The sequence below is a fragment of the Oceanithermus desulfurans genome, assembly GCF_014201675.1.
Taxonomy (GTDB): domain Bacteria; phylum Deinococcota; class Deinococci; order Deinococcales; family Marinithermaceae; genus Oceanithermus; species Oceanithermus desulfurans.
In genome coordinates this window covers 90,907-111,611 of sequence record NZ_JACHEZ010000004.1, presented here as the reverse complement: position 1 = coordinate 111,611, position 20,705 = coordinate 90,907, and the positions used below count along the sequence as shown (strand labels likewise).

The following is a 20,705-nucleotide window of genomic DNA, read 5'->3' as shown; positions in this document are numbered from 1 at the left end:
TTTGGTGACGGGAAAACACGACGCCTCCTTTTCGTGTCGGTAAATCAACAGGCCAAGACCTGCGCCCCTTGCGGGGCGCGCCGACGAAAGAGGAGGCGGCTAAAGGATCATCTTGTTCGTATTCTAGGAAGCCCGGGGCGCCGCGTCAACAACGAAAAGGCCGAAGCCGCCCATGAGCCCGACGTCCACGCCGCCTTCGGCCGCGTTGCGCAGCCCGTGACCGCTGCCGAGCGGCAGGCGGGCATCCTCCAGCTGCCAGCGGCCGCCGCGGATCGTCAGGCCCTCCAGGTCGGCCAGCGGCACCACGCTGAAAGACGTGCCCGGCTCCAGGTCCAGCTCGAGCCCCGGGGGCACCAGCGCAAAGGCCCAGGTGGGCCCGCTGGAGACAGCGGTCTGCACGCCTTCTTGCGCCAGAGCGACGGCCAGCGTCAGGTTGCCCAGCTCGTGGTCGAGCTCGCCTCCCAGCCCGCCAGCGAAGAGCAGGCGTTCCGGCCCGGCTTTGAGCGCTACCTGCGCCGCCAGCTCGGCGTCGGTGGCGTCCTTGTCGCGGGGGTATTCCATGCGCGGCAGGTGCCGCCAGCGGGTCAGGTCTTCGAGGTTCACCGAGTCGAAGTCGCCCACCCACAGGGCCGGCTCCACCCCCAGCGCCTCGGCGTGGCGCACCCCGCCGTCGGCGGCGATGACCAGCCGCGCCGCCCGCGCCGCCGCGCGCAGCGCGCCGGTGGCCTCGAGCGGCCCGCCCAGGAGCACCAGCACGTCAGGGGTCCAGTTCAAGGCCGCACCTCCACCGCCCGCGCCGGGTCGATGGTGAGGCGCACGCGGGCGCCCTCGGGCGGCGCCCCGGCCTCCGGGCCCTCCCAGTAGAGCCGCACCCCGCGCGCCTCCAGCCAGACGCCCACCCGCGGCCCGTAGAAGAGGCGCTCGCGCACCCGCGCCTCCAGGGGGCCCGCCCCCAGCCCCAGCGCGCCCGGAAGCAGCACCGTCCAGCGCTCCGCCAGACCCAGCCGCGCCGCCTGCCGGGGCTCGAGCACGTTCTTGTGCCCCAAGAACCGCGCCGTCCAGGCGTCGGCCGGACGCTCGAAGACCTGCTCGGGCGCGCCCTGCTGCACCAGGCGGCCGTCCTTGACGATGGCCACGCGCCCCGCGGTCACGAAGGCCTCGGTCTGGTCGTGGGTTACGAAGACGGCGGTCACCTTTTCGTCGCTCAAGACCCGCCTCAGCTCCAGCAGAAGGCGTTCGCGCAGCCGCAGGTCGAGCGCCCCCAGCGGCTCGTCGAGCAGCAGCACCGCCGGCTCCGGCGCCAGCGCCCGCGCCAGCGCCACCCGCTGCCGCTCGCCGCCGGAGAGCTGCTCGGGCTTCTTCCGGGCGTGGGCCTCGAGGCCCATCTTCGCGAGCAGTTCGCCCACCCGCCGGCGGATGCGGTCGCGCTCCCAGCCGCGCTCCTCCAGGCCGAAGGTCACGTTCCGCTCGACGGTCAGGTGCGGAAAGAGCGCGTAGTCCTGAAAGACGAAGCCCACCCCCCGCCGCTCGGGGGGCAGGTCGGTGACGTCGCGCTCACCGAAGAAGACCCGGCCCGCGGCCGGGCGTTCCAGCCCCGCGGCCACCCGCAGCGCGCTCGACTTCCCCGAGCCGCTGGGGCCGAGGAGGGCCAGCGTCTCGCCCCGGGCCACCTCCAGGTCGAGCCGCAGCTCGAAGCCCGGATAGCGCACCACCACGTCCCGCCACGCCAGCACTTACCCCACCTCCCCGCCGCGGCCCAGGCCCCAGAAGACCCCGCCGGCCAGCAGCCCCAGCACCACCGAGAGCGCCATGGCCTCCTGATAATTCACGATACCCGGCTTGCCCAGCCGTTCGTAGATGGCCACCGTCAGCGTGGCCCACTCGGGCCGCGCCAGCACCAGCGTCGCCCCGAACTCGCCGATCGTCACCGCCGCCGCCAGCGCCGCCGCCGCGCCCAGCGCCGGCCGCAAGAGCGGCAGCTCCACCCGCCACAGCACCCGCCAGGGCCCGGCCCCCAGGGTGCGGGCCGCCTCCGCCAGGTTCGCCGGCAGCCGCCGCATCGCCGCCAGCACGGTGCGGGCGAAGAGGGGGTAGGCGATCAGGGCGTAGGCCGTCACCAAAAGGACCAGCGAGGCGCGCAGCCCCGGGTAGGCGAGCAGGTAGCCCACGGCGAGGCTGACCGGGCTGACCAGCAGCGGCAGGAAACCCAACAGGTCGAGGCCGCGCGCCCCCTTCCAGACGCCGTAGGCGTAGGCGAGGCCCAGCGGCGCGGTGACCAGGAGCGCCAGCAGCGTAAAGCGCAGGGTGTTGTAGACGGCCCGGCCGGCGCTGGGCGCGAAGTAGCTGGCCTGCGCCTGCCCGAGCGCGGCCCAGCCGGCGAGGCTGAACCCCTCGGGGCCCCAGAAGCTCTTCAGCACCAGCGCCCACAAGGGCGCGTAGAGCAGCGCGAAGAACCCGGCCACCAGCGCGAACGCCAGCCAGCCCCGCGCCCCCCCGAGCCGCGGCGGCGGGGCCGGGGCGGCGGCGCGCACCGCCAGCCGCCGCTGGGCATAAAGGTAGCCGAGGCTCACCAGCGCCAGCACCCCGGTCTGCAGCAGGATCAGCGCCGCCGCCTCGCCGAAGGCGAGCCGCTGCAAGAGGGCGCGGTAGACCTCCACCTCGAGCGTCGCGTAGCGCGGCCCGCCCAGGATGAGCGGCAGGCCGAAGCTCGAAAAACTGTAGACGAAGGTCAGCCCCGCCCCGGCGGCCAGCGCCCCCGCCGCAAGCGGCAACTCCACCCGCCGGAAGCTGCGCCAGGAGCCGGCCCCCAGCGTCCGCGCCGCCTCGACGAGCCGCCCGTGGCCGCCCAGCACCCCCAGCACCAGCCGCAGCGTCATCCCCAGGTTGTAGAGCAGGCTGCCCCAGTAGAGGATCCAGGGCGTTCCGCTCAGGTCGACGCCCAACAGCCCCCGCGGCCCCGCCCAGGCGAGGAGGCCGGTGGCCACCACCAGCGTCGGCAGCACGAAGGGGACCATGGAAAGCGCCACCAGCGCGTCGCGGCCGGGAAAGCGCCAGCGCAGCAGGTAGACGAGGGGAACGGCGAGGAGGACGACGAGCAGGCTCGAGCCCGCCCCGAAGGCCAGGCTCCAGCCGAGCCGCCCGCGCAGGTAGGGGTCGGCCAGCACCGCCCCCAGGCCGTACCCGAGCCCCCGCCCGATCACCAGCCCCAGCGGCCAGAAGAGCGCGAAGGCCAGGAAGACCAGGACGAGGAGGGTGGCGAGGCGGGAGGGGCGCATAGGCAGTGCGTGGTACGTAGTGCGTAGTACGTGGTGCGTGGGGGAAGCGGCCCGTAGCTTGTGGCTTGTAGCTCGTGGGAAAACCACAAGCCACGGGCCACGGGCTATTTCCTCTTGAAAATCACTTCTTCCGCGCTCCGGCCGCGGACGACGACGGCCTCCCACTCGCTTATCCAGCGCTCACGGTTCTTGGCGATGGCCTCGGGGGAAAGCTCGGCGGGCTCGAGCGGCCGCTCGGCGAACTCGAACACCTCGGGAAGCTTGGCGTCGCGCCGCACCGGCCAGACCCACATGTTGAGCGGAATGTCCTCCTGGACGGGCTTCGAGAGCAGCCAGTCCACGAACTTCTCGGCGGCGGCGCGGTGTTTGGTTCCCTTGAGGATACCCACGAACTCGACCTGCAGGAAGCTCGCCCCCGGCCACAGCAGGTTGCCGGTGGGCGGCTCGCTGTACTTACCTTCCGAAAAATAGACCTCGGCCGCGGGGCTGGTGGTGTAGCTGACCACCAGCGGCCGGTCGCCGCCGTAGCGGGTGAAGTGGGCGAAGTAGGCCTCGCTCCAGCCCGGGGCCACCTTGACGCCGCCCTCGCGCAGCCTTTCCCAGAACCTCAGGTAGCCGTCCTCGCCCAGCGAGGCCACCGTGGCCAGCAGGAAGGCCAGCCCCGGCGAGCTGGTGGCCGGGTTTTCGACCACCAAGAGCCGGGCGTACTCGGGCCGGGCCAGCTCGTCCCAGCTCCGTGGCAGCGCCTGGTCCTTGAAGTAGTCCTTGTCGTAGTTGAGCGCCACATAGCCGTAGTCGACCGGCAACGCCGTCAGCGTGGGGTCGAGCAGGAAGCGGCTCTGGACCGCCCCGATCGCGGGCGTCGAGTAGCGTTCGAGGATGCCGGCCGCCAGCGCCCGCGAGAGGAAGGTGTTGTCGATGCCGTAGATCACGTCGGCGATCGGCGCGCCCTTGCTGAGGATCGCCTTGTTGAGCGTCTCACCGGCGTCGCCGCCCTCGACGAAGCGCAGCTTGATGCCCGTCTCCTGCTCGAAGCTCGCGATCACCTCTTTGGAGAGCGCGAAGCTCGAGTGCGTGAGCACGACGAGCGTTTCCGCCAGCGCCAGACCGAAGACCAGAGGAACGAGGAACAGCAGCTTCTTCAACATAAAACCCCTCCTTGTCACGCGGGAGGGGGAAGGGTGGGGCGCTTGCCCGTCACCTTCCCTACGCCGGCATTACCCGGTTCAGGTTCCAAGGGTGTCTCTCAGCCCGTAGGGCACCCCCGGTGACGCCTCCAGTATAGCGCCGTTTGCGGCCACCCGGTCCGCCGGCTAGCCGTCGACCGGCGTGGGCCGGCCTTCCTCGTCGATGGCCACGTAGACAAGCTCGCCGCGGGTCGCCAGCACCCGGGTCGCCTCGCCGCCCCCGAAGCGCTCCTTGAAGACCTCCACCTGGACGGTCAGCGAGGTGCGGCCCACCCGGCCCACCCGGGCCACCACCTCGAGCAGATCGCCCGCGCGGATGGGCACCTCGAACTCCACGCGCCCCACGGCCACGGTGACGACCGGCTTCTTCGCGCGGCGCGCGGCCGCGTAGGAACCCACCTTGTCCATCAGCCCCAGGACGAAGCCGCCGAAGGCGTTGCCCAGCGGGTTGGTGTGTTCGGGAAAGACCATCTCGAGGGTGCGGGCTTCGCTTTCCATGCCCCCAAGCTACCAAAGCCCCGCGAGGGGCACCCGGACCCAGGTCGGCACCACCCGCGCCGGCTCGCAGCGCACCGGGGTCAGCAGCCGGCCGTCCTGGGTGCGCGCCCCGTACCCCAGGAACCAACCCTCCCGGTCCAGCAACGCGAAAAGGTAGCCGGGCCGGGCGGGCGGGAGCTCCAGCTCGCGCGGCTGGGCCCCCTGCAGGTGCCGCAGCAAACGCAGTTTGCGCAAGCGGCGGCGCTCGGCGGCCGTCTTGGCGCGCACCCCCGGCGGCGCGGGGAGGGTCCGCACCTCCAGGTCGCGGCGCCAGGCGAAGATCTCGCGCAGGTCCGCGTCGCCGAGAACGCCCACCTGCGCCGCCCCCAGAACCTCGACCTGCTGGTACCGGAAACGGCGGGCCGCCGCCCCCTCGACCCAGCCGTCGGTATCGGCGACCCAGACCGCCCCGCCCGCGCGCGCCAACCGCGCGGAAGCCGCCAGCAGCCAGGCCTCGGCGCCGAGCGGCTGCACCTTACCCACGAGCAACCGCCGCCACACGCGGACGCCGGCGCGGTCCCAGCGGAAGAGCGTCACCGTGCCCGGCAGGCTGCCCTGTCCCACGTCCAGGTCGAGCAGGTGAGCGCGGCCGAACCGCCGGGCGGCGCGTTCGGCCAGCGCCCGCGCCAGGGTGGACTTGCCGCGGTCGGTGGGTCCTACGAGCACCAGGTTCACGCCCGCCTCCCCACCCCACGCTAGCAGGGCTCAGGGCAGCGGGTCCATGCGTCGGGCGGTGCCGTCGTCGTAGGCCTGCCAGAGCCAGACCGCGTCGGCCAGGGCGCCGACCGGGGCGACCGCGGTCACCGGGGTCTGCTGCTCGAGCACCGTCCCCGCGGCGTCGAGCGCCACCAGGCCGCCCGCCGCCTCGGTGGCGAAGACGGGCCCGTCGGTCACCGGGGCGGCCGCCAGCGGTCCGGCGAAGGTGTGGAAGAGGCTCGGGCCGGCGTCGTCCAGACGGGTCAGGCAGCCGCCCGCGTCGTGGATCCAGACCACGCTGGTGCGGCTGCGCCCGGCGTAGGCGCCGCAAAGGTCGTAGGTCACCGTCGGGGCGGGGTCAAGCGCGGTGTTGCCCACGTCGAGGCGCACGCCCCAGAGGTAGAGGTCCACGTCGGCGGCGAGGGGCGGATCGGAGCCGCTGGCCTCGCGTTTCAAGGGGTAGAGGACGACCTGGCCGACGCCCGCGGGCACGGTAAAGGTCACCGCCACGCGCGACCAGCTGCCCGCCGTAAGCGCGGCGGCGTAGTCGGTCTCGGGCACGATGGGGTTGCCGGACCCGTCGCTGACGGCGTAGTAGGCCTCGCTCCCGGCCCCCGGGTAGGCCCAGAAGCTGAAGGTGTAGGTCTCCCCTTCCTTGACGTCCACCGTCTGCCCCAGGGCGTACCCCTCCACGCCGGCCGTGACCTGCTCGGCGGTGGTGCTGCCGTCGGGCGCGGCGAGGGCGTCGGGGGCGACCGTCACCCCGGCGGCCGACCAGCTGGCGGCGTCGAGCGCGCTCGGATCCTGAACCGGGTTGAGGGCGAAGTCGCGGCCGACCAGCCGCGCGCCCTCCACCAGCCAGAGCCGGCCCCAGCCGTCGAAGCCGTCCGTGGGGGCGGCCGGAAGCCGCTCGTAGGTCACCGGCGCCGCGGCCGCGCTGTGGGCGTAGGCCAGGATGCGGGCGGGCGTGACGACGTAGACGTAGTTGCTGTCCGTGCCCAGACCCACGATCGCTTCACCCACGTCCAGCGACCAGGGGCCCGTGCCGGCGGCGCGCAGGACGCTGCCGGAGGCGAAGTAGGCGGACCCCGCGCGGACGCCAACGGGGGTGCCCGGTTCCCAGACGGGAACCAGCCCCGTGAGGTCGGCGCCGATGTAGTACACCCCCTGGGTGGTGCGGAAGTAGAGGATGCCCTGATCGTTCCACAGCTCCAGCACCTGCCCCGAGACGGCCCGCTGGGCGAGGGCCAGCGTGTCGCTGTCCACACGGGCCACCCAGCCGTCGCCGCCCCAGTAGACCCCGCTGCCCAGCACCACCGGCCCCGCCGTGGGCACGCCGGGAAGCGCGACCTCGTCGCGCACCCCGAAGGGCAGGCTCAGGTCGAAGCTGGCCTGCGCCTCACCCGAGAACGCCAGGGTATCGACGGCCAGCGCCCGCACCGTGTGGACGCCGTTGGCCTGGAGACCGGGATCCCAGCTCCAGCTGTAGGGAACCTCGGTGTCGGTGGCCACCAGGTTGCCGTCGAGGTAGAACTCCACCCGGTCGAGGGTGCCGTCGTCGCTGACGTTCGCGGTTACGGTCACCGGAGCGGCGGTGGGCTTGGCCGGCACGTCCAGGCTGACCTGGGGCGGCCGCGAGGTCTGCAGGGTGAAGCTCGCCGAGCCCCGGCGCAGGCCGTACTCGTCCTGCCAGTAGAGGCGCGGGGCGTACTCCCCGGAAACCGCGTCCGCGGGTACCTGCACCGTGACGGTGACGTTCTGACTGCCCCCGTTCGTGAGCACCACCGAAGACGGGCTCACCGAGACGACGACGTTGCCGTTCTGGTCTCCGCTCAAGAGCGCGGTGCCCTCGAAGCCGTTGCGCGAACGCACGGTGGCGGTGAAGCTCGTGCTCTCGCCCGGAACCAGCCGCAGCAGCGGGGGCAGGTTCTGGTACTCCACCCAGGCCGAGGCGTTCCAGGGCACGTTGAGGGTCACCGCGTGGGTGGGGCCGTTCACCCAGGTGCCGTCGAGCTTCTGCGCCCGCACCAGCAGGTCGTGGGGGCCGTTGTAAAGCGTGGGGTCGAGGATCAGCTCGCGCACGAAGTGGCTGTTTCCGTCCACGTACCAGGAGTCGAGGATGCCCATGTCGGTGAACTGCACGTCCATACGCACGTACTGCCCGGGATCGGCCAGATCCACGACCACGTTGAAGCGGGGTTCGGTGATCACCGTGCCGTCGGCGGGTTCCACCAGGGTGATCCCGCCGTCGGGCGGGGGCGGGGTGCCCTGGGTGTAGGTCAGGATCACCTGCGTCGTCTGACCCTCGAGCACCTCCACGTCGGTCGCCGGCGGGTCGACGTAGCCGTCCAGAGGCAGGCCGTCGACGGTGTAGGTGCCCACCGGCAGTTCGAGCACCGTGCTGCCGTTTACGGTGCCGTTGAAGACCGTCTGCGTTCCCTGGTTCACCAGCACGTCGGCCGCGGCCACGCCCTCGAGGACGAGTTCGAGCTGCCCCTTGACGACGGGGAGGCCGACCTCGACCTGGAAGGGGCGGCGCACCCGCCAGTCGCCCAGTGTGGCGGTCAGAGTGTAGTTGTAGTTTCCCTCGGCGTCGCGGGCGGGCAGGACCACGCTCGTCTGGCCGGGCACCATCAGCGGCTCCCGGGCCAGGAGCGCCCCCGACGCGTCGCGAAACTCGAGGGCCGCCGGGCAGCCGAAGCGCACGTCGCTGTCGATGCGGACGGGGACCGAGATGAACTGATCCGGCTCGGCGCCCACGGGGCTCGCAAGCACCAGCTGCGGGGGGTCCGGCGTGTAGTCGAAGGTGGCGCTGCGCTCGAGGGTGAGCTGAACCCCGCCGTTGCTGACGACCTGAGCCGAGACCTGGAGCAGGTTCGAGCCGTAGCACATGAGCCCTTCCAGGGGCAGGGTATAGGTTCCGGGCGCGAGCGGGCCGTTCAGGGTTCCGGCCCCGCGGCCGTTGATCTGATACTGGATCGACAATATTTTTTCCACGCCCTCGATCTTGACGGTGGCGTTGGGCACGGTCACGACCAGCGAGGTGATGGCGGCACGGCGCGCCGTGCCGCAGGCCGCCAGCAACAGCACGACCGCTGCGAGGAGGGCAAGACGGAGGGTTCGTTTCATAGTTCAGAAAAGAGAGCGGCCCCCGGACCGCACGGCGGTCCGGGGGCCCGAGAGGGCTAGAAGGGAGGCTGGATCGAGACGGTCTCGATCATGCTGTAGGGAACCAGCGGAGCCTGCGTGTCGGGGTTGGCGTAGTCCACGGTCGCCGTCGCCGAGTTGTTGCCCACGGCGTTGGCGTGCGCGAAGACCGCGAAGAAGGCGGTGTCACCCGGGGCCAGGTCGAACGGCGTGAAGCTCAGGCTCGAGCCGTTGAATGCGGCCACGGCGGTGTGGCTGCTGGCACCGCCCAGGATCGTAGCGTTGGCGTTGTCCAGCGTCACGACCAGCGAGACACCCTCGGCGACGCCGTCACCCGAGTTGCGGATCTCGTAGAGGTAGTAGAAGTCGCTGCCGCGGGTCACGTTCGGCTGGAAGGTGTAGACGTCCCAGTTGCCGATGCCGTTCAGCTCGACCCAGGGGTCGGTGGGCTCGATCACGAAGGACCAGGCGCAGTCGAAGACCAGGTTGGGCCGCTGCGGAAGGTCCGGCATGCCGATGGCGCTGGCGTCCACCCCTTCGAACGGCGGGCGGCAGTTGTTGGTGAACTGGTTCATGTTGGCCGCGGTCGCGCCGGCGAGGTTGATGTGGATGCCCGGCAGGTTGTTGTCGAGCACCAGCGTGGTGCTGGCCACGTCGCCGCCGCCCATCAGCGGGATCGTCGCCCAGAACATGCTCTTGTCGGCGAAGCCGAGGAAGTCGCCCGGCGCCGCGTTGGCGGCGAAGGTCTGATCGGGGTTCACGCCGTCGTCGTCGACCAGGGTGATCGGGTTGGTGGTGTTGAAGTCGAGGCCGATCAGGAAGCCGTCGCCCACCTGCACGTCACGCCCGTAGGGGTTGTCGCGCTCCGAACCGTCGAACTCGGCCGGGTACTGGGCCATCAGGCCGGCGTACTCGGGGCGGTCGAGGTTGTAGAGGGTGATGTCGAAGAAGGCGTCCATACCGACCTGGAACGGCAGATCCTGCGCGTTGGTCAGGACCTTGTCGATGTCGAAGATCGGGCGGACGGCCCAGACGATGGCCTGGTCTTCGTAGTACCAGCCGTTGAAGTCCACCACGGCCTGGAAGCCGCCTTCGGCTTCGGGGGCACCGGTGAACCAGCTGGCCGTCACGTCGCGCTGCTGCGCGCCGTTCACCACGAAGTACGGGTCTTCGTAGCAGTACTCGCCGTCGCGGTCGTAGCCGAACATGAAGGGCACGGCGTAGAACTTGGCGGCGGCCAGGTCCTCAGGATCCACACAGAAGCCGGGCTTCTGGCGCACGTAGATCTGGAAGGTGACCGTGATCGACTCGCCGGGGTCGAGCTGCTTGAACTTCGGCTCGTAGGCGCCGGCGGTCTGGTAGTTCCAGGTCACTGCGTGGTTGGTGGCGTCGTAGGTGCCGCCCGCGGGGTTGAGCGTGGATTCGATCACGCCCAGCTCGGCCGGCAGCTGGTCGGCGATGCTCACGTCGTAGACCGGGGCGTTGCCCTCGTTGGTCGCGGTCAGGGTCACCGTGGCGGTGAAGACCGAGTTCGCGGGCACCGCGTTGGCCGGGTCGAGCGTGTGCTCGGGGCCGTACCAGGTCAGGACGTGGTGGTCGATCTGCTTGTCGATCTTGAGGTAGCTGCCGATCCAGGTCTTGGTGACCGTGTAGTCCTTGAGATCGAACTCGTACAGGGTCTTGCCGTAGGGCTGCGCGATCACCAGCGTGGCCTTCACGGTCGCGCTGATGGGCAGATCCTCGAGGCCGATGTCGTCGTTCGGCTGCAAGCCGATGTTGGTGTCGTAGTCGTTGCAGACCGTGGCCGACACCGGGTCGTCACAGGCCACGAAGTGGACGTTGTCGGCCCCGTCGACGATCTCGTAGCGGATGTAGAAGTAACCGCCGTAGAAGTCCTCCCAGAAACCGCGGTCAAGGCGGAACTGCGGCTGCTTGGAGTAGACGGCGGTGTCGATCCAGAAGGTGTTGGGGAATTCTTCCCGCTCGGGCGGGTAGGGGTCGAAGATGTTGACCCGCTCGAAGCTGGCGCCTACGCGCTGGTCGGTGGGCACCGGCTTGTCGCCGTCGAACCCGGCCCAGAGGTGGGCGATGTTGTAGAAGTAGAACTTGAACTCCTCGAGCACGTTGGTGTCGTCGGAGTTCTCGGCGGCCGCGGTGATCTTGGCGATGCCGTACACCCAATCGTAGGCTTCGGAACCGAAGGTGGCGTAGAGGGTGAACTTGACCATGCCCTCGGCGTCGGTCATCAGGCCGTCGCGGAAGCCCATGGCCGCGTAGTCGCCCTCGGTCGCGCAGCCGCGGATGATGGCGATCCGGTCGTCCATCCAGGTGCCGTCGGCGATGTTGACCACCACGGGCACGAAGGCGGCCGGGTCACCGTTCTCGTCCAGCGCCTGCAGGGTCACGCACACCGGCTCCTCGGTCTGCGAAGCGTAGATCATTACGTCCTTGTTGATGTTCGCTTCCGGCAGGCCGGGCAGGTCCACGCCCATCACGTCGGTGACCGAGATCACCTGCAGCGAGCGCGCGATGCCGGGTTCGCCCTCGACCGCTACCGGCTTGTACTCGAGCTTGGCGGTTACCTGCGAGCCGCCGTCGAGCACGACGAGCATCGGCGAAGGATCGATCATGCCGCTGACGGGCATGCCGTCCAGGGTGTAGGTCCCGGGGCCGAGCTCGAGCGTCTTTTCGCCCGCCACGGTACCCTGGAAGAGCACTTCCTGCCCCTTGGCCAAAACAACGTCCGCCGCGGAAACGCCGTCAATGGCGATCTTCAGCACGGCGGTCTGAGGCGGCGGGGGCACGTTCGGATTCGTGCCGTTGTTGCCCTGCGGCTGCGAGCAGGCCGCGAGCACGAACACCAATCCCAATACCCACAACCACAACCTTGCTTGCTTTTGCATGTGTACCTCCAATAGGCCGAAAATGATGGGTCCTGCTTGTGGAAATAGCTTTGAAGTCGTAAACGGATCGTGGACGGATTGCCTGAAGCCTGTACCGCGTTTACCTCACTTCACCACCTCCCCCCTCTCGTTATTCATTGCATCCTCATCCTATGCAAGAGCTTCTCAGAATACAAGAACATTTACCGTTAACATCGGCGTTAAAGAAACGTTAAATTTCTCATCGTGCGTGAACCCAAGCACATTTCCGGGGAAAGGACACCGGCGGTCGCGCCGTCGATTTGACGCCGCGGCCCTCAGGTAAGGTGCTGCACCAAAGCGAAGGAGCCGGGCGTCAAACCGGTGCCGCGTTACCGGGGCGCGGGTCGCATTCGGGCACGTTGGGTGGGCGCGAAAGGTCCGGCGGCGCGCGCCTGCGGCGCTGCCGGGCGGGGCCGGCACCGCGGCCAGGCCGGCCTCCGAGCCGGCCGGCCCGTCCCCCCTGGCCGCTCCGCGGGCTGAACCCGCCGCGCAATGGAGCTTCTGTTACAATTTGACCAACCCGCGTCGAGAATCAGCTTCCACCGATTGTCGGCGGAAAGGAGCGGCATGACCACGGTTCTCAGGTATTTCTACGTTTGGATTTTGGCGTTTTTTCCCGTCCTTCTGGCGGCCTGCGGCTCACCCCCACCCCCTGCCGACACCACCCCGCCCCGGCTGGTGAGCCACACCCCGGCCGACGGGGCCACCGGGGTGGACCTGCACAACCCCGTCCGGCTGAACTTCAGCGAGGCCATCGCTCCGGACAGCGTGACCCCCGCCAACGTCAAGCTCAGCAGCGGCAGCGCGAGTCTGAGCTACACGCACACCCTCAGCTCCGACAAGAAGACGCTTACACTCACGCTTACTTCCTTCCCCGCCGCCAGCCCGGCGCCGGTGACGGTGGAGCTGCAGAACGTCAGCGACCTCGCCGGCAACCTGCTGGCGGCCACCTCGTTTGGTTTCGAGAGCGCCGACGTGACCGCACCCGAACTGCAAAGCCACGTGCCCTCCGACGGCGCGACCGGGGTCCTGCTGGCCGATGAGATCGTGCTGGTCTTCAGCGAGGCCGTGGACCCGGCCTCCGTCACGCCGGCGACGGTGGCGGTCCGCGACGGCGCGACCAGCCTTGACTACACCGCCTCGTTCAACGCCGAGCACACCGAGGTCCGGCTCACGTTGCAAAGCGCTCCGGCCAGCCTCCCCACCCGCCTGGACGTGGTCGTGAGCGGCGTCAAGGACGCGGCGGGCAACCCCAGCGCCGCGGCCGGCTTTGGCTTCGACACCGCCGCCGAGTGGGCCGCCATGGGCGGCTCGCTCGACATACTATCGAACAAGTTCTCTCAGTTCCCGCAAGTCGCCGCGGGCACCGACGGCTCCGTTGTGGTAACGTTCACCGAGCCCAACAACTACGGCGGCATCAACGTCTTCACCAAACGCTGGAACGCGACAGCGGAAAGCTGGGAGCTCCTGGGAACCGGCCCGGTGGACGGCGCCCCCACCAGCAACAACTTCAACTACGCCGCCATGACGCTGGACGGCGCCGACCGGCCGCTGGTGGCTTACACCAACAGCAACGACGGCATGACCGTCAAGCGCTGGGTCTGGGACGATGCGCAGCACAGCAGCGGCAGCTGGCAGCAGCTCGGCGGCGCGATCGCCGAGGCCGCCGGCGCACAGGACATCGGCGTGGCGGCCGGAGCCGACGGCACCGTAGCCGTGATCTGGTGGAACCAGGTAAGCGGCCAGTACCACATCCAGCTGGCCGTCTGGAACGAGGCCGGCGCCAGCTGGGACCCGCTTGGCGCCGCCTACTCGCAGGGGGCTTCCTCACAAGCCTCCCCGGCCTTAGTGGATTCCAGCGGTGCGGTTTACTACGCCAAGCCCGTGGCCGGTGGGGTGGCGGTCAACCGTTGGGACGGGGCCAGCTGGCAGCAGCTCGGCGCGGCCGTCAACCACCAAGACACCGCCCCCGACTCATGGCGGTACAAACTCGCCCTCGGCCCCGGCGACGAGCTCTACCTTGCCAGCAACTGGGACAGCGGCACCCACGTGGACCGCTGGAACGTCGTCGCCAGGCAGTGGGACGCGCTCGGCGGCGCCATCGCCACCGAAGCCGGCGCTACCACCAGGCCGCTGGCCCTGGCAACGGATGCGCAGGGCATGCCGCTGCTGGTCCTCTATCAGGATCTGGCCAGCGGCCAAGGCGGCTGGGTGATGCGCTGGAACGACGCGGGTACCAGCTGGGACACGGTCGGCGGGAAAGCCTTTACGCTGAGCAACGCCGACACCTGGCGGCGGGCTTCCCTGGCCGTGTTTAGCCACGACCTGCCGCTGATCAGCTGGCACCAGGAAGCCGGCAGCGGCGCCCACGTGCTGGTGGAGCGCTACAACGGACTGGCCCGGTGAACGGCTTGCGGCCGGGCCGCTGGACCCCCGCCGGGCGCGCTCGTTTCGTTTCGTAGCCCAGGGGCCGTCGGCTCAAAGGGCCCGGGCGACCTACGCCGAGCCGGACCGGTCGCAGCTTCGTACCCTGGGCGGTCCGCCAGGTAACCCCCTCGCACGAGGGGGTTTTCCTGGTCCCCGTACCATGGCCGAAAGGCATGCCCAAAATACTTGATATTACCTTTATCAAGTGTTATGCTTATGTACGGTCATAGGAGGACGTCATGAACCTGGAGAAATGGACCGCACAATCCCGCGAAGCTCTGGCGCAAGCCCAGGTGCTGGCGCGTGAACTGGGGCACCAGCAGATCGACCTGCCCCACATGGTCGTGGTCTTGTTCCGCGACCCCACCGGCCTGCCCGCACGCCTGCTCGAGCGCGCCGGGCGCGACCCCAAGGAAGCCGTGGACGCCGCCAACAAGGAACTGTCGGGCCTGCCCAAGGTGCAGGGCGCCGAGGGCGGCCGGTACCTTTCGCAGCGGCTCGACCGCGTCCTGGGGCGCGCCGAGCAGCTGGCCGAAGCTCAGGGCGACAAGTTCGTCGCCCTCGACATCCTGCTGCTGGCCATCGCCGAGGAGAACTTCCCCGGCCTGCCGGCGGCGGACGAGCTCAAGAAGATCATCGACGAGGTTAGAGGAGGAAGAACCGTGGAAAGCGAACATGGCGAGGGCACCTTCGAGGCCCTGGCGCAGTACGGCATCGACCTGACCGAGCTGGCCGAACAGGGCAAGCTCGACCCGGTCATCGGCCGAGACGAGGAGATCCGCCGCACCATCCAGATCCTGCTGCGGCGCACCAAGAACAACCCGGTGCTCATCGGCGAGCCGGGCGTGGGCAAGACGGCGATCGTCGAGGGCCTGGCCCAGCGGATCGTGAGCGGTGACGTACCCGAGGGGCTCAAGGAGAAACGCATCATCGCCCTGCAGATGGGCTCGCTGCTCGCCGGCGCCAAGTACCGCGGCGAGTTCGAGGAGCGCCTCAAGGCGGTCATCGCCGAGGCGACGGCCAGCGAGGGCCGCATCATCCTCTTCATCGACGAGCTGCACACCATCGTCGGCGCCGGTAAGGCCGAGGGCGCGGTGGACGCCGGCAACATGCTCAAGCCGGCGCTGGCCCGCGGCGAGCTGCGCCTGATCGGGGCGACGACGCTCGACGAGTACCGTGAGATCGAGAAGGACGCCGCCCTCGAGCGCCGCTTCCAGCCGGTGTTGGTGGACGAGCCCAGTGTGGAGGACACCATCAGCATCCTCCGCGGCATCAAGGAGAAGTACGAGGTCCACCACGGCGTGCGCATCTCCGACCCGGCCATCGTGGCGGCGGCGACGCTCAGCCACCGCTACATCTCCGACCGCCGGCTGCCCGACAAGGCGATTGACCTGATCGACGAGGCGGCGGCGCGGTTGCGCATGCAGCTGGAGAGCCAGCCCGAGGAGATCGACCAGCTCGAGCGCAAGAAGCTGCAGCTGGAAATTGAGCGTGAAGCGCTCAAGAAGGAGACCGACCCCGACTCCAAAGCACGGCTCGAGGAGATCGAGAAGGAGATCGCCGAGCTGACCGAAAGGATCGAGGCCATGAAGGCCGAGTGGCAGGCCGAGGTCGAGATCCTGAACCAGCTGCGCGAGAAGCAGAAGGAGCTGGACGAGCTGCGCACCCAGATCGAGCTGGCCCAGCGCAGCTACGACCTCAACAAGGCCGCCGAGCTGCAGTACGGGGTGCTGCCGAAGCTGGAGGAGGAGGTCAACCGGCTCTCCGAGCAGCTGAAGGACGCGCAGTACGTCCGCCTCGAGGTGACCGAGGAGGACATCGCCGAGGTGGTCAGCCGCTGGACCGGCATCCCGGTGGCCAAGCTGCTCGAGGGCGAGCGCGAGAAGCTGTTGCGCCTCGAAGACGAGCTGCACAAGCGGGTGGTGGGTCAGGACGAGGCCATTCGCTCGGTGGCCGACGCCATCCGCCGCGCCCGCGCCGGCCTGAAGGACCCGAACCGCCCCATCGGCTCGTTCATGTTCCTCGGCCCCACCGGCGTGGGCAAGACCGAGCTGGCCAAGACGCTGGCCGAGACGCTGTTCGACACCGAAGAGGCGATGATCCGCATCGACATGACCGAGTACATGGAAAAGCACTCGGTCGCGCGGCTCATCGGCGCGCCTCCGGGCTACGTCGGCTACGAGGAGGGCGGCCAGCTCACCGAGGCGGTGCGGCGCAAGCCCTACAGCGTGATCCTCTTCGACGAGATCGAGAAGGCCCACCCCGACGTCTTCAACATCCTGCTGCAGATCCTCGACGACGGCCGCCTCACCGACAGCCACGGCCGGGTGGTGGACTTCCGCAACACGGTCATCATCATGACCTCGAACATGGGCAGCCACCTGATCCTCGACGGCATCAAGGAGGGCCAGCCCTACGAGCGCATCCAGGAGCGGGTCTTCGCGGTGCTGCAGGAACACTTCCGCCCCGAGTTCCTCAACCGCCTGGACGACATCATCGTCTTCAAGCCGCTCACCCGTGAGCAGATCATCGAGATCGTCGAGATCCAGGTGGCCGGCCTCAAGAAGCGGCTGGCGGAGCGGCGGATCACCCTCGAGCTCACCGACGAGGCCAAGCGCTGGCTGGGCGAGCGCGGCTACGACCCGGTCTTCGGCGCCCGCCCGCTCAAGCGGGTCATCCAGAAGGAGCTGGAGACCCCGCTGGCCAAGGAGATCCTGGCCGGAAACGTGCGCGAGGGCGACACCGTCCTCGTCAAGGTGGGCGACCGCGGCCTGATCTTCGAGACCACCCACCCCGTCGAGGCCTGAGGAGCCGGTCGCCACAACGAACCCCCGCCGCGGCGGGGGTTCGTTCGTCGAAGCCGCCGAAGCGGGGTCAGCTGCAGCCCGAAGGCCCCTCGTAGTACTCGGGGGGCTCGAGGATCAGCTCGAGCAGGAACCGGGCGGACCCCTCCGTGACCCGCAGGTGCAGGATGCCCGTCCTGGTGGGCCAGTACTCCAGCTCGAGCCGCCCGGCGGCCGGCACCACGAGCGGGCCCTCGGCCAGGAAGCGGGCGGCAAAGGCCTGCTCCGGAGGGCTCAGCTCCGTCTTCTGATCGAAGAACAGCCGGACCGGCTCGTTCGTTTGGTTGATCAGGATGAGGCTATAGGGCTGGTCGGTGGGCACATGCAGCCGGGACGGATCGGGTCCCCCGGCGGTAAACCGTATCTCGACGGGGGCCCCCGCGAGGGCGAGGCCCGCGAACAACAGCGTCCAAACCAACAGGCGTTTCATGAAACGGGGGCGGGGACGTGCGTCCCCGCCCCTTCACCTCCTTCCTAGGAATTCCGGAACACCGCGCGGGCCGCCTCTTCCATCGCAGCCGCGCGTGCGTTCTGCTTTGCGCCCTCCGCGACGGCGCCCGCCACCTTGACGAGCTTGACGTAGGTCCCGCCGTAGGCCGAGTCGCCGGCGATGGGATCGGTGAGGCAGACGTCTTTGAGGTAGGGGTCTACGGCCATCGCCGGGTTGGGCACCAGGCCCCGGCCCCGGGTGGGGTCGCCCGCCACGGTCGTGCCGTCGATCTCGACGTCGCTGGACCCGTAGGCCCAGTGGCCGTAGTGCCAGGAGATGGCTACGGAGCCGGGGCGGATCCCCTGGCTGACCCGCACCTTGCCCTCGACGCGCTCGCTGCGGCCGGGCGCCACCTCGAAGGTGCCCTCGAAGTCGGGGGAGCGCACCTGCACCACGTCGCCGTCCCGGAGGCCCAAACGCTCGGCGTCCTTGGCGCTTATGTGCACGAAGTTTTCGGGCTGGATGGCCTGCTGGGCGGCGTAGTTGCTCGAGGTGCGCGACTGGCCACCGTAGATCTCCTTGTAGGTGAAGAGCTTCAGGTCGTACTCGGAGGGGAATTCGATCACGGTACCGTCGAAGCCGGTCATCCGCTCGAAGCGGGGCACGCCGGAAAGGCGTTTCGCCGTCACCGAGTGCACCCCCGTGCCAATGGGCTCGGCGTAGAGGTTCATCAGCTTGGACCAGGTGTGGGCCACGAACTCACCGTCCGGCGCGTAGGCCTTGTCCCAGGCCTCGAACCGTCCGCCGCGGTTCAGCACCGTCACCACCTGGCGCCACACCCCGCCACCAACGGCCTTGCGCCACTTGCCCTCGTCGAAGACGGCCTTGGGGAGGTGGCGCCGCGCCTTGCGCAGCAGCTCGACCTCGGCGTCCGGCGCCGCGGGGACGGGCGGATCCTGCATCGCCACGTTGGCCACCATCTTGAGGTAGTAGTCCTCGGGGCGGTTGAAGTCCCAGCTGGTGGCGAAGCCGTCTTTGCCGTAGCCCGGCGCGCGCAGCTTCTTGGCGATGGCCAGCATCATCGACTCCATGCTGATGGGCATCGCTTCCCCATCGACCTCGACGATCTCGGGGACCGGAGCCGCCGCCGGCTGGCGCAGCTTCCAGTTCTTCACCTTGATCGCCGGGCTGAACCCCTCGAAGGCCCACCGCTCCAGGTAGGTCAGATCCGGGAAGACGTAGTCGGCGTACATGCTCGTCTCGCCAATTACGATGTCGTCGGCGATGTAGAGCGGGACCTTGTCCGGGTCCTTCAGCATGTCGATCTGCAGGTGACCCGCAGGGGTGGCCAGCACCGGCGTGCCTTTGTGTAGCCAGAGGATCTTGATGGGGTACGGGTAACCCGACGCCGCGGAGGGAATGATTTCCTGGTAGACGTCGTCAGTGAAGGGGAACCAGGGCCGCTTGGCGGGGTAGCCGTCGCGTTTGAAGAGGGTGCTGGTCTCGTAGGGTCCGCTCGCCTCGCGGTTGCTCTTGACGCCGAACGGAGTGAGGGCGCCGGTATGCATCTTCTTGAGGTCGAAGACGCCGCCCATGGCGTTGTACTTGCCGCCGCCGGTCACCAGGCCGCCCTTGTGGTCGATGTTGCCGATGAGCAGGTTCAGGTGGATGATCGCCTGCGCGGCGTAGTACCCGTAGGTAAACTTGATGGGCCCACGGTAGAAGTCGATGGCCGCCCGCTTGCCGTGGCTGGTGAACTCGCGGGCCAGGTCGACGATGGTCTTCTTCTCCAAGCCGGCCTCGCGGGCGTAGAAGTCGAGGTCGTGCTTGAAGACCTCTTCCTTCAGCACCTGGAAGGCGGACTTGGCGGGGAGGCCGCCAACTTCGGTGTCGACCTCGAGGTCCCCCGTCACCGGCTGTTCGCTGTCGTAGGGGTCCACCGCCACCGGCCGGCCGGAAGCGAGCACCACGAACTCGCCTTCGCCGCCCAGACCGAGCTCACTGGCGCGAATGAAACGGCCGGTTTCGGGGTTGACGAGCCAGGTGGCGTTGCTCCAGCTCTTTTCGCCCCCGGCGTTCGCCGCCGCCTTGTTGGCGTTTCTCAGGAAGGCGGCGTCGTAGCGCCGGTTTTCGATGATCCAGCGAATCATCCCCAACGCCAGGGCCAGGTCACCGCCCGGCTTGACCGGGATCCACCAGCCGTGCGCCGCCGACTTGGAAAGCCGGGGGTCAATCACGGCGTACTTGAGCTTGCCGTCGGTGGCTGCCTGGGTGACCTGCGGCGTCATCGGCGGGGGCCCGAAGTTGGCTTCGGCGAAACCGGTCCCCCAGAAGATCACAAACTCGGCGCCCTCGAAGTCGGGCTTCATGTGGTCCTTGCCCTTCTTCCAGCTGTATTTGCCGAGTTTTTCAACCCACTGGGCGGTGGCGTACTTGTAGGCAATGTGGTGGGCCTGCTCGCAGATGGTGGTGTGGGCGTACCAGTTGATCGAGCCCAGGCCGCCGAAGGTAAACCGCTTGGCGTACTCCTTGCGGCCGTGCTCGATGCGGCCGGCCATGAAGACGAACTGGTTGTTCTTGGGACCGAGGTCGGGGTGGTCGGGGTCGATGAGCAGGTCCAGGTGGGCGCTGTGCTTTTGCTTGAACTCCTGGACCGTCATCCGGCCCGCGCGAATCGCGGCGACGTCGGCAGCCATCTCTTTGGCGAGCCGCGCGTCCTTGAGCTTGAAGACGTCCTTGAAGCCGGGGTAGACCCGGTCGTCGCCGATGTCGGCGAAGAGCTTGCCGCCGTTCACGATCTCGTCGATGGCTTGGTCGAACGAGATCGCCTTCCATTTACCGCTACCCCGGGGGCCGGCGCGTTTGAGCACCTTGCGGATTCGGTAGGGGTCGTACTGCGTCTGCACCCCCGCCTGCCCCTTGGGGCAGATCGAGCCGTCCACCTTCGCCGCCTGCTGGGGCGAGGTGGCGTAGTCGAGTTGCGGCTGCATGTTGCCCGGGCTGAAGGGGTTGCCGTCGATCTTGGAAACCACGCCGTCCTGCAGCTTGATCTTCAGGGTGCACTCGGTGTGGCACTGCAGGCACAGGCCGTAGATGATGTTCTCCGGCTCCACCAGCGGGTAGGCGCCCTCACCCTGGGCCATGGCGCGGTTCATCAGCCGGAGCCCCTCGGCCCCCAGCAGCGCGCCGGCCCCGGAAACCGCGCCCGCTTTCAAGAGATCCCTGCGGTTGACCTTCAT

General features: G+C 69.0%; 12 protein-coding genes and 1 riboswitch. Of the genes, 2 read left to right on the top strand and 10 right to left on the bottom strand.

The genetic code is table 11. The features are described from left to right. Window positions 1-123 precede the first annotated feature (123 nt). The 8 genes from HNQ05_RS06165 to HNQ05_RS06130 form a co-directional block, all read right to left on the bottom strand. Window positions 124-774 (bottom strand): thiamine diphosphokinase, encoded by a 651-nt coding sequence (locus HNQ05_RS06165; protein ID WP_183677660.1) that lies wholly within the window; start codon window positions 772-774, stop codon window positions 124-126. After that, entirely contained in the window at window positions 771-1,733 is a 963-nt protein-coding gene (locus HNQ05_RS06160; protein ID WP_147146999.1) for an ABC transporter ATP-binding protein, read from the bottom strand. Before HNQ05_RS06160 ends, HNQ05_RS06165 begins: the two co-directional genes overlap by 4 nt. Continuing rightward, entirely contained in the window at window positions 1,734-3,275 is a 1,542-nt protein-coding gene (locus tag HNQ05_RS06155) for an ABC transporter permease (RefSeq protein ID WP_147146997.1), read from the bottom strand. 104 nt (window positions 3,276-3,379) lie between these two features. Continuing rightward, entirely contained in the window at window positions 3,380-4,423 is a 1,044-nt protein-coding gene (locus HNQ05_RS06150; protein ID WP_147146994.1) for a thiamine ABC transporter substrate-binding protein, read from the bottom strand. A gap of 37 nt (window positions 4,424-4,460) precedes the next feature. Continuing rightward, window positions 4,461-4,551: riboswitch (TPP riboswitch) on the bottom strand. A 37-nt stretch (window positions 4,552-4,588) separates the two neighbouring features. Beyond that, window positions 4,589-4,960, bottom strand: a complete 372-nt coding sequence (locus HNQ05_RS06145; RefSeq protein ID WP_147146992.1) for an acyl-CoA thioesterase — start codon at window positions 4,958-4,960, stop codon at window positions 4,589-4,591. A 9-nt stretch (window positions 4,961-4,969) separates the two neighbouring features. Next, a complete protein-coding gene (locus tag HNQ05_RS06140; RefSeq protein WP_246104109.1) occupies window positions 4,970-5,674 on the bottom strand; it encodes a Clp1/GlmU family protein in 705 nt (234 codons plus the stop codon). A 30-nt stretch (window positions 5,675-5,704) separates the two neighbouring features. Then, window positions 5,705-8,824, bottom strand: coding sequence for a phage head spike fiber domain-containing protein (locus HNQ05_RS06135; RefSeq protein WP_147146990.1), 3,120 nt, complete (start codon window positions 8,822-8,824; stop codon window positions 5,705-5,707). A 56-nt stretch (window positions 8,825-8,880) separates the two neighbouring features. Further along, a complete protein-coding gene (locus HNQ05_RS06130; protein WP_147146988.1) occupies window positions 8,881-11,745 on the bottom strand; it encodes a DUF11 domain-containing protein in 2,865 nt (954 codons plus the stop codon). 588 nt (window positions 11,746-12,333) lie between these two features. Between HNQ05_RS06130 and HNQ05_RS06125 the strand changes: the two genes are divergently transcribed. Together HNQ05_RS06125 and clpB are read left to right on the top strand one after the other, a co-directional pair. Further along, the gene (locus tag HNQ05_RS06125) at window positions 12,334-14,172 is read left to right on the top strand and encodes an Ig-like domain-containing domain (RefSeq protein ID WP_183677658.1); all 1,839 of its coding nucleotides are present in this window, start codon (window positions 12,334-12,336) and stop codon (window positions 14,170-14,172) included. Between the two features lie 260 nt (window positions 14,173-14,432). Further along, window positions 14,433-17,000 carry an ATP-dependent chaperone ClpB gene (gene clpB, locus HNQ05_RS06120; RefSeq protein WP_147146984.1) on the top strand — a complete coding sequence of 856 codons (2,568 nt, stop codon included), beginning with the start codon at window positions 14,433-14,435 and terminating at the stop codon, window positions 16,998-17,000. Window positions 17,001-17,067: 67 nt separating this feature from the next. On the opposite strand, the gene HNQ05_RS06115 is transcribed toward clpB, so the two are convergent. Then, window positions 17,068-17,466 (bottom strand): cupredoxin domain-containing protein, encoded by a 399-nt coding sequence (locus HNQ05_RS06115; RefSeq protein ID WP_147146981.1) that lies wholly within the window; start codon window positions 17,464-17,466, stop codon window positions 17,068-17,070. Between the two features lie 44 nt (window positions 17,467-17,510). Continuing rightward, entirely contained in the window at window positions 17,511-20,705 is a 3,195-nt protein-coding gene (locus HNQ05_RS06110) for a molybdopterin-dependent oxidoreductase (RefSeq protein ID WP_147146979.1), read from the bottom strand.